Annotated in this window: 11 protein-coding genes and 1 pseudogene; 6 read left to right on the top strand and 6 right to left on the bottom strand. The window is 40.5% G+C overall.

The window, feature by feature from the left end; translation table 11 throughout:
* Nucleotides 1–159: 159 nt before the first annotated feature.
* Nucleotides 160–339: a replication restart DNA helicase PriA gene (locus tag HXY43_RS03670; RefSeq protein WP_072032351.1), complete on the bottom strand. Its 180-nt coding sequence runs from the start codon at nt 337–339 to the stop codon at nt 160–162.
* 742 nt (nt 340–1,081) lie between these two features.
* On the bottom strand, nt 1,082–2,980 hold the full coding sequence (gene uvrC, locus HXY43_RS03665; protein ID WP_290880148.1) for an excinuclease ABC subunit UvrC: 1,899 nt from the start codon (nt 2,978–2,980) through the stop codon (nt 1,082–1,084).
* A gap of 664 nt (nt 2,981–3,644) precedes the next feature.
* On the opposite strand from uvrC, the gene HXY43_RS03660 reads away from it, so the two are divergent.
* On the top strand, nt 3,645–3,824 hold the full coding sequence (locus tag HXY43_RS03660) for a hypothetical protein (RefSeq protein ID WP_290880146.1): 180 nt from the start codon (nt 3,645–3,647) through the stop codon (nt 3,822–3,824).
* A gap of 20 nt (nt 3,825–3,844) precedes the next feature.
* Here the strand turns inward: HXY43_RS03660 and HXY43_RS03655 are convergent, their stop codons facing one another.
* Nucleotides 3,845–4,267, bottom strand: coding sequence for a response regulator (locus HXY43_RS03655; RefSeq protein ID WP_026730956.1), 423 nt, complete (start codon nt 4,265–4,267; stop codon nt 3,845–3,847).
* A gap of 405 nt (nt 4,268–4,672) precedes the next feature.
* Nucleotides 4,673–6,181: a UbiD family decarboxylase gene (locus tag HXY43_RS03650; RefSeq protein ID WP_290880143.1), complete on the bottom strand. Its 1,509-nt coding sequence runs from the start codon at nt 6,179–6,181 to the stop codon at nt 4,673–4,675.
* Nucleotides 6,182–6,558: 377 nt separating this feature from the next.
* Here HXY43_RS03650 and HXY43_RS03645 point away from each other — a divergent pair.
* The 3 genes and pseudogenes from HXY43_RS03645 to HXY43_RS03635 all read left to right on the top strand — a co-directional run.
* Nucleotides 6,559–6,675, top strand: a pseudogene (locus HXY43_RS03645) (S-layer homology domain-containing protein); the annotation flags it as partial.
* 160 nt (nt 6,676–6,835) lie between these two features.
* Nucleotides 6,836–7,447, top strand: coding sequence for a class I SAM-dependent methyltransferase (locus HXY43_RS03640; RefSeq protein WP_290880140.1), 612 nt, complete (start codon nt 6,836–6,838; stop codon nt 7,445–7,447).
* A 56-nt stretch (nt 7,448–7,503) separates the two neighbouring features.
* Complete coding sequence (locus HXY43_RS03635) at nt 7,504–8,277, top strand: hypothetical protein (protein WP_290880138.1); 774 nt, start codon at nt 7,504–7,506, stop codon at nt 8,275–8,277.
* A 7-nt stretch (nt 8,278–8,284) separates the two neighbouring features.
* Here HXY43_RS03635 and HXY43_RS03630 read toward each other — a convergent pair whose 3' ends face one another.
* Entirely contained in the window at nt 8,285–8,851 is a 567-nt protein-coding gene (locus HXY43_RS03630) for a hypothetical protein (RefSeq protein ID WP_290880135.1), read from the bottom strand.
* A gap of 102 nt (nt 8,852–8,953) precedes the next feature.
* The gene (locus HXY43_RS03625) at nt 8,954–9,637 is read right to left on the bottom strand and encodes a glycerophosphoryl diester phosphodiesterase membrane domain-containing protein (RefSeq protein ID WP_290880133.1); all 684 of its coding nucleotides are present in this window, start codon (nt 9,635–9,637) and stop codon (nt 8,954–8,956) included.
* Between the two features lie 554 nt (nt 9,638–10,191).
* On the opposite strand from HXY43_RS03625, the gene HXY43_RS03620 reads away from it, so the two are divergent.
* Nucleotides 10,192–11,544 (top strand): histidine phosphatase family protein, encoded by a 1,353-nt coding sequence (locus tag HXY43_RS03620; protein WP_290880130.1) that lies wholly within the window; start codon nt 10,192–10,194, stop codon nt 11,542–11,544.
* A gap of 10 nt (nt 11,545–11,554) precedes the next feature.
* Entirely contained in the window at nt 11,555–12,835 is a 1,281-nt protein-coding gene (locus HXY43_RS03615; protein ID WP_290880127.1) for a dihydroorotase, read from the top strand.
* The last annotated feature ends 721 nt before the right edge of the window (nt 12,836–13,556 follow it).

The following is a 13,556-nucleotide window of genomic DNA, read 5'->3' as shown; positions in this document are numbered from 1 at the left end:
TAGTTAGTAGTTAGTAGTTAGTAGTTAGTAGTTAGTAGTTAGTAGTTAGTAGTTAGTAGTTAGTAGTTAGTAGTTAGTAGTTAGTAGTTAGTAGTTAGTAGTTAGTAGTTAGTAGTTATTTGTTTACCACTATCCACTATCCACTATCCATTAACCTAATTATCGAGGTGCATAAATTCCAGGGGCATAAGCCTCAATTACTTTCCCTGTACGCGTGCAACATACCATCAAATAATCACAGTGTTGGCATTGTGTCCGCGTCAATTGGCTATCAGAAATATAATACCTTTCACCTTCACTGCCACAATTTGGACAGTGAATGTTTTGTGCTATATGCATTGTAAAATCCCTGGATATCATGATGATATTTTTTTTATAAAAACAGCAAGTCAATTCAACTAGTTATCCTTTTGGTTTTCCATTTTTAACCAAAAGTAATATTTTATTTTCTGGCTTTACATCAAAATAGCCTAGAAAGTTTGAGAGATGTTAATTTTTTTTTATTATCTTAAGATTTACACTATTTAATCATCCAACTTTAGATATAAAACTTTTTATTTATGTTCCAGCCTATTATAGATTTGCTGATCCCCACAGATAATGCCTTGAGATTACTAAACTTGTAATCATTTGAATTTGGATTTACTGGTAGAATATATACCAACTTCTGGGAGTAAGACAGAAGTTTTTGCGTTTAGTACTGACCTTACCTCGTGACTGCAAAAAGAGTATATCAACGCCAATTCTGGATGGGATGCTTCTGTAAGACAGAATGTTAGTCACAAATAGATAAAAAATTAACAAATTTTTGGTTTGAGTAACAAAATGTAAATTTTGAGTTTGGACTTGTTTCTTATTGCTATTGAAATTGTGATTTAACTATCGTGATAAAATTTAAGAAAAAATTCAAAAAAAAGATGAACTTTATTTAGCTGTGTTTGCTAATCTAATGGTTAGTAATGGGTAATGGGTAATAGGTAATGGGTAATGGGTATTGGGTTTTCCCAATTATCAATTACCCATGATTTCTTCTCAGGTGTTCTTCAGCATTATCCAAGAATTGACATTGGATATATATCTCTCAAGAAGGATGAAAATAATCATAAATTTCTTGAGCCAAACGTGAACCAATGCCCGGCACTTCAGCTATCTGTGTAGGTGTGGCCTGCCGAATATAGTCAACAGAGCGAAAATACCCCAAAAGCTGCTTTTGGCGATAGTGTCCTAAACCAGGAATTTCATCTAAACGCGATCGCTTCAATTTATCGCTGCGTTGCTGACGGTGAAAACTCACAGCAAATCGATGCGCTTCATCTCGCAATCGTCGCAAAAGTTGTACTCCCGGTTGTTCTGCGTCGGTTGCAAGTGGTTCAGACTCTCCTGGTAGAAAGATCTCTTCTCGCTTTTTGGCAAGACTGACGACACGCAAATCTTCCAATAAATTCATCTCTTGCAAGACTGCTACAACCGAGGATAACTGACCTTTGCCGCCATCGATCATAATTAAATCTGGCCAGTCAGGATTTCCAATTCGTGCCAATTTTGGATCTTCAGCATACTTGCGGAAGCGACGCCCAATAACTTCGGCGAGACTAGCAAAATCATCAGAGTGTCCGACTGTGACTGTGGGATTTTTAATTTTGTAGTGCCGATAGTGCTGTTTGGCGGGCAAACCATCGATAAACACAACTTGAGAAGCTACAGCATTTGACCCCTGGATGTGGGAAATGTCATAACCTTCGATGCGGCGGGGTAAGTCAGGTAAATCGAGGATGGTGGCTAAATCTTCTATTGCCTGTTGGTTGCGATCGCTCAATTTTTGCATTCTTTGCAATTCATACTGAGCATTTCGCTCTACCATCTCGATCAATTCTGCCTTAGTTTGCCGCTGAGGAGCCACAATCGTTACTTTTCTGCCTTTACGCTGCGTCAGCACATCCCCCAGTATCTCTGGTTCTGGCAATTCGTACTGCACCAAAATTTCTGTGGGAATTTCCACTGCATCGGCACTTTGGTAGTGTTCCTCCAACACCCGTTGTAAGATTGCTCCCAGTTCTAAGGGAGGAGTGGGAGAGGGGGAGGAGACTTCGGCGATGAAAGCCAGGCGACCGACTAATTGCCCAGCACGAATTTGGAATAATTGAATACAGGCGTGTTGGGTGTCGGCTGCTAAAGCGATCGCATCTCGGGAAACAGTATCATCCGGTAAAGACACTTTCTGATCCGCTGTCAGAGATTGTAACCCAGCAATTTGGTCGCGAATCCGCGCCGCTGCTTCAAAGTTCAGCGCTTCTGCTTGTTTGTGCATTTGTTCTGTAAGGACGTCGATGAGTTCACTGCTTCGTCCTTGGAACACCATCGCTACTTTTTGCACGGTGTTGCGGTATTCTTCAGGAGTAATTAGCGATTGACACACACCTGGACAGCGCCCTAAATCGAAATTCAAGCAAGGACGGTCTTTAAAAAGTGGTTGGGGTCGTTGTCGCAGGGGGAATATCCGCTTACACAAGCGCAAGATTTCCCGCAGTAAGTGAGCATCAGTATAAGGGCCGTAGTATTTATCTTTTTGGTTGCCTAACTGGCGTTTGCGGGTGATATAGATACGTGGGTAGTCTTCTGACCAAGTGATGCAAACATAGGGGTATTTTTTATCATCTTTCAGCAGCACGTTGAAGTATGGTTGGTGCTGCTTGACCAGGTTAGCTTCTAACGCCAAGGCTTCAGATTCTGTATCGGTGACGATAAATTCAATTTCTGTCACCTGCCTTGTCATTGTGGCAATACGTTCGGTCAGTTTTTGTGATTCTCGAAAATAAGAACGGACACGCGATCGCAGTTTTCGTGATTTACCTATATATATAATGCGATCGCTCCCATCTCGCATCAAATAAACTCCCGGTTCCGACGGAATTTCAGCAAGACGGTTTTCTAGACGTTCTAGATCTTTTACTAGTGGCAGTGTTTGAGCAGATGTTGTCACAACCAGATTTTGGTAATTTTACAATTTACCTATATATATTTTAAGTAAAAATACTGTTCTTGGTTGTTGATTTGATATTTTCCCTTCTGCTTGATGGCTTCTACTTAGTTAGAAACGAAGCTTTACCAGAGCCTCAATATCTCTTGTTGATTAAGTCTGTAATTTCCATAAAAAATATATGTTCATAGGTTTATTATCCTTTCATCTTCAGATATTTAATTGGTTTTTAATTTTGGCATAAAGTTTTTTATTCAATTAGGTAATTCCTTATTTTCCAACCAACATCTATTTTTTTATCTTTAATTTTTTAATTTTCCTATAAAGTCGTCTACTGTTTATAATTTAGAGACTATTTATAAAGTAAATCTTAACTTGGTAGTAGCGTGACCGGGCTAATTTGGTGCATAAATATAAATCTTGTGGTGTGGACATCTTGTCCGCATCGGACGGGCTAGAAGCCCATCCCACAAGAAAGCTATAATGCATCGTTTTACCCTTGTCATGCCAGTATTAGCGCGTCTACTCTAATACTTTTTTAATAAAATTCAATATTTATTATATAGATGCTTTAAAAAACATTAAGCAGAATAACGGATTTATAAACTACTATATGTATATTATGATTTATTTTATATCAAAAACATATTTAAATTAGGAAGAAATAATGGATATACAAGATTTTGAATCTCAATATCGCGATGCTATGGCTGACACACTCAACGAGTTGCAAGCAGCTATGTTAATGTTAGCTCAAGTACAAATTAAAATATCTAACATTGGTAATACTGTACAAAATTTAAGTCAGGCTTTTGAAGAATTCATGACTCAACAAAAAACAGAATAATCTATCTTTTCAGACAACTTTTATATACGCTTACAAGCTAACTCTTCTTCAATTGCTAGAATCAATTCGGTCAGATTTACAGGTTTAACAAAGTAACGACGAGCGCCTAATTTCATGGCTCGTTCCTGATCTGACTTAAAAGCAAAAGCTGATACCACAAACACGGGTATGCATGATAAATTTGTTTCTTGCTGGATTTTCTCTAAGAGAGAATAACCATCAATATCTGGTAATTTTAAATCTAATAAAATTAGATCTGGTTGGAATTTATCTATGGTTGCAAAAAAATTAGCTCCCTCTGGCAAAGCTTGGACTTCATATCTATAATAACTTAGATAATCACTAAGCAACATTCTATTGATATCATTATCCTCAATTAGTAGAATTCTTCTACTTATAAGTGATTGAAATTGCTGTTTAATAGTAAGTAATTGCGCTGACATCTCTACCTATTCATTTTTGCACAAAAGTCAATAATTATTGCCAAAATTTAAAACCACTCTCGTCTTTAAAAGCTATTAATATTATTAAAATCAATATATCTCCATCAGTACTGATTGCTTACTAGATATTATCCTAAAATACAAACTTAGGCTAAAGTTAAACTTTTTTGAGTAAAAATTGAGAAACTTGTGGTAATTTTTCATTTTTTTAATTACTCACAGCGAATCTTTGTAGGTGCTATACCTCAGTGATGTGGTGGCAAATAATCCAGAGGTGTCTTTGTCTGTTAGAAGATTCTACTAGGATAAGCCATAAATTTATAAATACCAGTATTCTCATTTTTCTATGGTTGTATGAAACCACCCTGCCTCCTCGCTTGCGTGGAGGGGGTAGGGGGTGGGGTTCTACTTCAAATCGTAACCAAACAAATTCGGGTCAACTTCCCCTAACTGCAAATCTGCCAAACCATACTCAGCCCAGCGCCTCTCAACCATCGCCGCCACTTCCGCATCTGACTCCAAAGGCGCACCCCATTCGTGTTCGGTTTCCGGCGGAATTTTCGTAGTAGCATCAATTCCCATACGTCCGCCCAAACCAATCTTTTCACTGGCAAAATCCAAACTATCAAAGGGCGTATTCGGCAGAATAAATACATCCCGTGTGGGGTCAACTTTAGAACTAATTGCCCACACCACTTGACGCGGATCTCTGATATTGATGTCCTTATCGACCACAATCACAAACTTGGTGTATGTAAACTGCGGTAAGGCACTCCAAAACGCCAATGCTGCTCGTCGCGCTTGCCCAGGATAGGCTTTATCAATAGATATAATCGCCGCTTTGTAACTCAAAGCCTCCATTGGCAAGAAGAAATCCACGATTTCAGAAACTTGTTGCCGCAGAATCGGAGTATAAATACGATTGAGGGCGATCGCCATCATTGCTTCTTCTTTCGGTGGACGCCCGCTAAATGTGGTTAAATAAATCGGGTCTTGGCGCTGCGTCATGCAGTGGAAGCGAATCAAAGGCGAATCTTCCACACCACCGTAATAACCCATGTGATCGCCAAAAGGGCCATCTGGCAAAACTTCCCCTGGTGTTATCGTCCCTTCCAAGACAATTTCGGAATCGGCGGGAACTTCCAAATTTACAGTTTTGCACTTTGCTAACTGCACGCCTGCACCGCCGTAAAGTCCAGCAAACAGCCACTCAGATAAATCTACTGGAATCGGTGTAGCAGCCGCCATGATAATTAAAGGATCTACACCAAGAGCGATCGCTACTTCTAATTTTTTCCCACGTTCCGCTGCTTTGCGTAAATGTCTTGCCCCACCCCGCACCGATAACCAGTGAACGGTCATGGTATTGTGAGATTGGAGTTGTAAGCGATACACACCTACATTTGGCGTACCCGTCTCGCAATCTTTAGTAATCACAAGTCCCAGTGTGATAATTTTGCCTGCATCACCAGAATAAGGACGTATAAAAGGTAACTTGTTTAAATCTAAATCTTCCCCTTGCATGACTACTTGCTGACAAGCAGGGAAAAAATCTCGTCCTGGTTTCGCCTTCAATACGTCAAACAGCACCTTCCCAAAATCTATCGCCTGAGAAATCTTCTTTGGCGGTTTGGGTTGTTGCAGCATCGCTAACTTTTTCCCCAGTTCCTCCAACTCCTGGGGATGTTGCATATTCATCGCCCAGCAGATCCTTTCCACCGTCCCCATCAGGTTGATTGCTACAGGTATGGATGAACCTTTGACGTTTTCAAACAGCAACGCCGGGCCACCTTTTTGCAGCATCCGGTTGGAAATTTCCGCAATTTCTAAATCTGGGTCAACTGGCGCTGTAATTCGCCGTAATTGTCCCTTTTCTTCCAGAAGCTTGATAAATCCTCGTAAATCTCTTGCCATTGTTTTAGAAAAATTTTTAAGAACTATGAAGCGCTCCTTTTTATTATCTTATTCCCAAGCCTCTAACCTTACTCTTGTAAAAGTGTGAGCAGCACAAATAAGATTTTGCTTGGTGTCTCTGTGCGTTGATGGTGAAAAATGTCTTTATTAAACCACCAAGACACTAAGACACCAAGATTGAAATGTCTTTTCGCCCAACCTTAACAGGGTATCCCTAGCTTTTAGCCGCTAGTCTAAGATTAAGGTAAAAAGTAAATGGCATGGAGCTTCAAACAATGTCTAAAATTACTCCCGCTGCCTTAGTACTGGCAACAGTGATTTTCTACCCATCAAGAACGCTGTCACAAACCCCAAGCGATGGACGCAGCACTACATCTCAACCAGGTTGCTTGTCTGGTTATTCTGATGCTACATATCGCGGTTCGCGCCCAGTCACCCGCTATGAATTTGCTGCTGGCATGAATGCTTGTTTAAATCAAGTGAATGAACTGATTCCCAATAGGGCTAACTTGGCAACGAAAGCAGACTTTGAGGTTTTGATTAAGCGGCAATTAGAGTTAAATAGACAACTTCGAGAACTTAATCAGCGAGTTGATCGTATTCAAAAATGATCGACCACCGATACACACAGATACACATAGATACACATAGATAATGAATCAACAACGTGAGTTTCCCGATTGGAATAATTTGTATCAAGAACGCCAAGTCGAAACTATGCCTTGGTACAATCCGAATCTTGATGTGGATCTTGAGCAAGCCTTAATAAAGCTGAATATCCTAACAGGGACGATATTGGATCTTGGTACTGGGCCGGGTACGCAGGCGATCGCATTAGCTAAACGGGGCTTTCAAGTTACTGCCACAGATATTTCCCAAGCAGCTGTGAGTCAGGCTGAAAGTAAAGCTAAAGAACAAGGTTTAGATATCTGTTTTAGACAGGATGATATTTTTAACACTCACCTTAACCAAGAGTTTGACTGTGTGTTTGACCGTGGCTGTTTCCATGTATTTCATCCTGATTTAAGGCAAGACTACGTTCGCGTTGTACATGGTTTAATCAAGCCCAAGGGTTACTTGTTTCTAAAATGCTTTAGCCATTTGGAAACAAGGGAAGGGGGCCCTTATCGATTTACACCCGAAGAAATTACAGAAATTTTTGGCGATCGCTTCAATGTTATATCTATTCATGAAACGGTTTACCAGGGTACTTTAGACCCACTGCCACGAGCATTATTTAGTATTTTAGAAAAAAACATTACTTAATCTGGGCTAATCTATGATTCTAAAGAGTATCCATTACAGGCATTCGTGGCAAAGCTATGACCAACTCATTTGGGCTTTCTAAAGAGCATGAGCAAGTTTACTCCTTGATGCGATGCCCTCTCTGTAAACAATACCCCATTGTTCCCAAATATTTCAAGATTGATGAAACACCAATTCCTCCTAAAACTCCATACCCAGAAATGGAGCGTTCAGCTATTGCTGAGTGCCCTAAGTGCAAACAGAGATGGGCTGTTTTTTCTGAATCTCAACCAGGAATGGTTAGACAAAAAACAAAAATAATGACTGTGCAATCTAATAAACCAGGAAAGGTGACAGAAAAAAAACAACCAACCGTATCTGGGATTAGTAGCTTAACAATTCTAGAAACTGAAAGAGTAGAAGAATTTTTAGGATCGGAGCAGCGATTGGTTGACAATTCTAATAGTGCTACAAAACTGACTAGGAAGTTTACTATATCAAAGGAATGGTCACAATCTTATATGATTGAATATGAAAAGACTACGACTCGTGGTGGAGAGAGTGGTCTTGGCTTGCAACTTTTTAACCTAAATCTCGGCAACTTAAAGTTAACCGCTCAGAATAATTTGAAGGAGAAATATTCAATTTCTGAAAGTAGCAAGCAAACCTATGGTGAGGAAATTGTTATTGAGATACCTCCATACACAAAGTTACGAATATTTTTCCAGTGGAAGCGATTGTGGCAACATGGTTTAATAAAATTCAAAGATCGTAGTGGAACAGAATTTGAAGTACCATTTAGAGTAGTTATTGGAGTGACTTTCGATCAAATGCAAGTTGATGAAAAATGACCACTAACTAGTTAGATACTTGCTCAATCTCCACTGGTGCAGTTACTCCTCGGTCATCATAATTCATGATAGTTACATCACCATTGGTTTCACGTCTAAAAATCAGATTATCCGCAGCGTAAGTTGGGTGCTTTTGATTTGTATCAGCAAGGATAGGATTGAAACCAAGCATAACTAAACCCTTAGTGCAAGAAGCAAGCACCATAATTTGGTCAACCGTCTCAGCTTTATTGGTTTCTTCATTGAAATACTGAATTCGCATTTTCCCAATTCTGCCTTCCATATTAAGCAACCCTTCGTAGCGAGAACCACTGATTGTCCAACCTATCTTATAGTTTCCATAGATGTATTCAGTCTGATTAGGAGGAAAGCATTGTCTTGTTCTGACTAGCCGATCCAACTGTTCATCATTATTTCCATTCTCAGCATTATTTCCATTTTCAGCATTTTCAGGGTTCAAGGATGGGGATTCTTGTGGGGGAGGAGATGCAGAATCTGTAGGCGAAGGAGAAGGGCTAAAAATAATTTTGTCTATGATTGCACATCCATTAATAATAAATACTGTAAACAACACAGCAAGTAATAATTGACAACTATAGAATATGCGAAAGTTTTTTCTGATCATAATTGTCTAAGCCGATTTTTTAATTCACTTGATAGAAAGTTCGTGACTAAGCTATCCCTCGTCGTCACCCATTGCCATATTCACTAGACTCATGAATAAAAGCACATAGTAAATTGAGACAAGTGGACCAATTAAAAAACCAACAAAACCTCCTATAAATTCAAATAAACCAGGTAACTCAGAACCAATAATTGCAAAAATAATTAAAGCCAAAAGAAACACTGGTATAATCAAAGCTAATGTAAAAAGTAAAGCAGCACGGAAAATTAACCACCAATGTCCTTCAGTTAATTTCCAGCTTCTACTGAGCGCATCAGACGCAGAATAGCCTTCAATCATAACTGCATAGAATACAAATGACCATCGAATGCTTAGATAGATGCCTGGAACAATGAGAAGAAACGCAGGAATTAAGAAGACAAAAAGTAGAACAATCAGTAAAGAAAGCTGAAAAGTTTTTTCAGCAGCCGCTTGTAGAGACTCTGGAACAGTTGCACCCCTATGAGTTAAATTTTGGTGTGCATAAAAAATTGATGCTCCTGTAATAAATGGAGTCACAAGGATTACATCAATGAGTTGCATTAAAAAGCTAGCCGAAGGAGATGCAATTGTAGGTAGGATTAGCGTAATGAGCAAAGTTGGAGCAAAAAAAGCCAACATCGGAAAGTAAACAGGCTTTGCATAAGTAAATGCATCTATTAATAATCGTCTTGCTGAGATAGTTGATTTACTCACTTTCAGTGGATCTCCAACAAAAACATCGTTTTTAAAACACTAAAAACATTGAATCCTCAAGGAACTCATCCAAGCATAAAGGTTAAATATGATACCAAGATAAAACCCTTACTCTACCTCAAATTTCACTCAAGTGAGAATTTTTCAGCAGCTATTATTTCTTTAGTCTTAAGTTGTAGAGCGATATTGGGGTAATAATTAATACTAGAAAAGTTTGGAAGCAAGATCGGAAACAATAGTCTCCTTATTTCCAGACTTTTGACCTCCCTTTAGTATCTCACAAGGAAAACTTGGGAGTCATAAATTCACAAAGGTTAAATAATCTACTGCATACTGGTAAAAATTAGGTGAGAGCAAAAACTCAGGCGACAGTTGGTATTAAATTCCAAAAAAGAGTCACACCTGGAGCGATCGCTGTCAAAATAAAGGTAATAAAACTCACAATCAGTTAGTCAAGATTCCTTCATGCTAATTTTGATGCGAGTGAGTTGCTTCTACCCTCTAAAATAACTTCTTGCAGTAAAATGAGTCTCTGAGATAGAGGAGGGCATAAAGTGACTCGAGCGATCATTGTGCGCCACGGTCAAAGCACGTATAATACCGAAAAACGTATTCAAGGGCGCACCGATGCGTCTAAATTAACTGAAAAAGGTCGTAACGATGCCAGTTTTGTAGGCAAAGCCCTCAGTAATATTTCATTTAATGCAATTTACAGCAGTCCCCTACAGCGAGCAAAAGAAACAGCAGATATTATTTCTCATTCATTTGCAATTAACTCTGAGCAGTCTATTGTTGCTCAAACTTCCGATAAATTATTAGAAATTGACTTGCCTTTGTGGGAGAGAATGCTCTCGGCTGAAGTCAAACAGAAGTTTCCCGAAGATTACCGCATCTGGCAAGAACAACCCCATCAACTACAGATGCTTGTCAAAGATGGTGATGGAAGCAGAGAACATTTTCCTGTCTTAGCTTTGTACGAACAAGCACGGCAGTTTTGGCAAGATGTTCTGTCCCGCCATCAAGGCGAAACTATATTGATTGTAGGACATAACGGCATTAATAGAGCTTTAATCAGTACGGCACTCGGCATTTCTCCATCTCGTTATCATTCCATCCAGCAATCTAACTGTGGTGTTAGCGTGTTAAATTTCTCTGGTGGATTGGGAGAACCAGTCCAGCTAGAGTCAATGAACCAGACCCAACACATGGGAGAAATTCTGCCTTCGCTGCGACCAAACCATCAGGGTGTGCGTTTGCTGCTGATCCGGCATGGAGAAACTGAGTGGAATCGCCAAGGCAAATTTCAAGGTCAAATTGATGTTCCTCTCAACGATAACGGTAGGCTACAGGCACAAAAAGCTGCTGCATTTCTCAAAGATGTAGCAGTTGATTTTGCTGTCAGCAGCCCAATGTTGCGTCCTAAAGAAACAGCTGAACTAATATTACAGAACCATCCTGGTGTAAAGTTAGAATTACAAGATGGTTTTAGAGAAATTAGTCACGGACTCTGGGAAGGAAAATTAGAATCAGAAATCGAGCAAGAGTTTCCAGGAGAATTGCACCGCTGGCGCACTCTACCAACAGAAGTACAAATGCCCGCAGGGGAAAATTTGCAACAGGTGTGGGAACGCAGCATCGCAGCTTGGCAGTCTACTATCCAAGCTGCACTAGCAAACCAACTCCAAACCGGAATAGTAGTTGCTCACGATGCTACTAATAAAACCTTGCTTTGTCATATTCTGGGTTTATCATCAGAAAATTTCTGGAATTTCCGCCAGGGCAATGGCGCAGTCAGCGTTATTGACTACCCCTTAGGATTGAGTGGTTTACCAGTGGTGCAAGCGATGAATATTACCGCTCATTTGGGTGGAGGTGTGCTGGATAAAACCGCAGCAGGGGCTTTGTAAGAGTTATGGTATGACAAGTGAATTATTACAACAAGTACGGGTTATCGACCCGGTTTCTGGAACTGACCAAATAGCGGATGTGCTGATTGGTGAAGGCTACATTCGGTCAATTGCCAGTAGTATTTCGGATGTGCCACAGGACACTCACATCCGAGATGGTCGCGGATTAGTGTTGGGAACGGGGTTAGTGGATTTATATAGCCACTCCAGTGAACCGGGGTTTGAAGAACGGGAAACCCTCTCGTCTTTATTACAAGCTGCTGCTGCTGGCGGCTTTACAAGAATCAGCATTTTACCGGACACATCCCCACCCATTGACAATCCCGCTGTGGTGTCGCAGTTGTTGAAGCGAGGTGAAGAGTTGGGGTGGCGGGGAGTTGGGGAGAAAACCTCACCCCATCTCAACATCTGGGGTGCTATCACCCTCGATGTTGCTGGTAAGCAAATGACGGAATTTGCAGATTTAACAGCGGCAGGAGTAGTTGGCTTTGCTGATGGTCAGCCCTTGGAAAATATGGCACTGGTACGGCGAGTGTTGGAATATCTCCAACCTTTGGGTAAGCCCATAGCGCTGTGGTGCTGCGATCGCCAGTTGATGGCGAATGGAGTCATGCGCGAAGGCCCAGACTCAATCCGCTTTGGTTTACCAGGAAATCCTGCGGCTTCGGAAACCTCTGCTATCTCCGCTTTCATAGAATTGGTTGCTGCTACGGGTACGCCAGTACATTTTATGCGCGTCTCTACCGCCCGTAGTGTGGAACTAATAGCATCAGCAAAAGCTCAAGGTTTGCCCATCACCGCCAGCACTACCTGGATGCATCTTTTGCTCGATACGCAAGTGATTAAAAGCTATAATACCAGCTTGCGTTTAGAACCGCCTTTAGGTAATCCTGATGATTTGTTAGCTTTGCGGGAGGCAGTACGCACAGGTATTGTAGATGCGATCGCCATTGACCACACGCCCTATACTTACGAAGAAAAAACAGTGGCATTTGCCGAAGCACCGCCGGGGGCGATCGGTTTAGAATTAGCGTTGCCCTTGTTGTGGCAGTATTTGGTAGAAACTGGTGAATTCACAGCTTTACAATTGTGGCAGGCGTTGAGTAGTCGTCCAGCAGAGTGTTTAAAACAGAGTATGAGTGCGATCGCACCTAGTCAAAAAGCTGAACTAACTCTATTTGACCCCCAGCAAAGCTGGAAAGTCGATCGGTCAAATCTCCATACACTCTCACAGAATACACCTTGGTTTGGACAACAACTAACAGGTCAAGTAGTGCAAATTTGGTGTTAAAAATAGCAAATAACAATGAATCAGAGAAGTGATACTAGGTTGCAGTCAAAGATAGTACTTCCCTCACCCTGCCTGTCGGCACCCCTCTCCCAAATTGTGAGAGGGGAGGGGGAGAGGGCACGAATTGCTATATCTGAACACAACTTGGTATGAGTTTTTTTTGATACTATTTACAGAATAGTACGCAGATAATTTTCAAAAGCCTACGAAAGTTGCTTGCTTTTATAGGGAAAGTCAGAATTGAAAAGCTGTTAAGTTTCATCTTTAGGACTTACGCATTGACAGAAAATACCAAACATGGGGTATGAATTTCAGCCATTAGAGATTAGTTTTTCGACGCTTTTAAGCGATCGCCTGATGATTTAAGCGTTGGTGTATTGCGTCATTGTACACGGTTGGGATGGCAGTATACAGGTTTGGACATAGTATCAATTTCATTTTGTTGAGATCTAACGACAGCATTTGGTGTAGTGACAACTGGTGAGTTGGATAGTAAAGCATTCCCACGGCTAGAATAAATCGATAGACTTTATGTGTATTATTTGATACAATAAAGTGTTTATGTGCTATGAATTATCAGCGATCGCAAAGTGCCATAGCATACTTAATTACCCACAATTCATGACCTGGATGTCATAACAATCTATCGATCTGCTTCGACGATTCAAGCGTTCACACGTTGATACAACACGTTTTGCGATTGCGCACACCTTATTTATAA

It is taken from the genome of Fischerella sp. (assembly GCF_013388695.1).
In the GTDB taxonomy this organism is placed as follows: domain Bacteria; phylum Cyanobacteriota; class Cyanobacteriia; order Cyanobacteriales; family Nostocaceae; genus PCC9605.
Note: the sequence above shows the minus strand (reverse complement) of the source record. Positions and strands in the feature narration are given on the sequence as shown.

Excerpts from the sequence above, each read along its gene's own strand:
- HXY43_RS03670 (WP_072032351.1), bottom strand. The coding sequence starts at position 339 with ATGCATATAGCACAAAACATTCACTGTCCAAATTGTGGCAGTGAAGGT.
- HXY43_RS03660 (WP_290880146.1), top strand. The coding sequence starts at position 3,645 with ATGGATATACAAGATTTTGAATCTCAATATCGCGATGCTATGGCTGAC.
- HXY43_RS03655 (WP_026730956.1), bottom strand. The coding sequence starts at position 4,267 with ATGTCAGCGCAATTACTTACTATTAAACAGCAATTTCAATCACTTATA.
- HXY43_RS03650 (WP_290880143.1), bottom strand. The coding sequence starts at position 6,181 with ATGGCAAGAGATTTACGAGGATTTATCAAGCTTCTGGAAGAAAAGGGA.
- HXY43_RS03640 (WP_290880140.1), top strand. The coding sequence starts at position 6,836 with ATGAATCAACAACGTGAGTTTCCCGATTGGAATAATTTGTATCAAGAA.
- HXY43_RS03635 (WP_290880138.1), top strand. The coding sequence starts at position 7,504 with ATGACCAACTCATTTGGGCTTTCTAAAGAGCATGAGCAAGTTTACTCC.
- HXY43_RS03615 (WP_290880127.1), top strand. The coding sequence starts at position 11,555 with ATGACAAGTGAATTATTACAACAAGTACGGGTTATCGACCCGGTTTCT.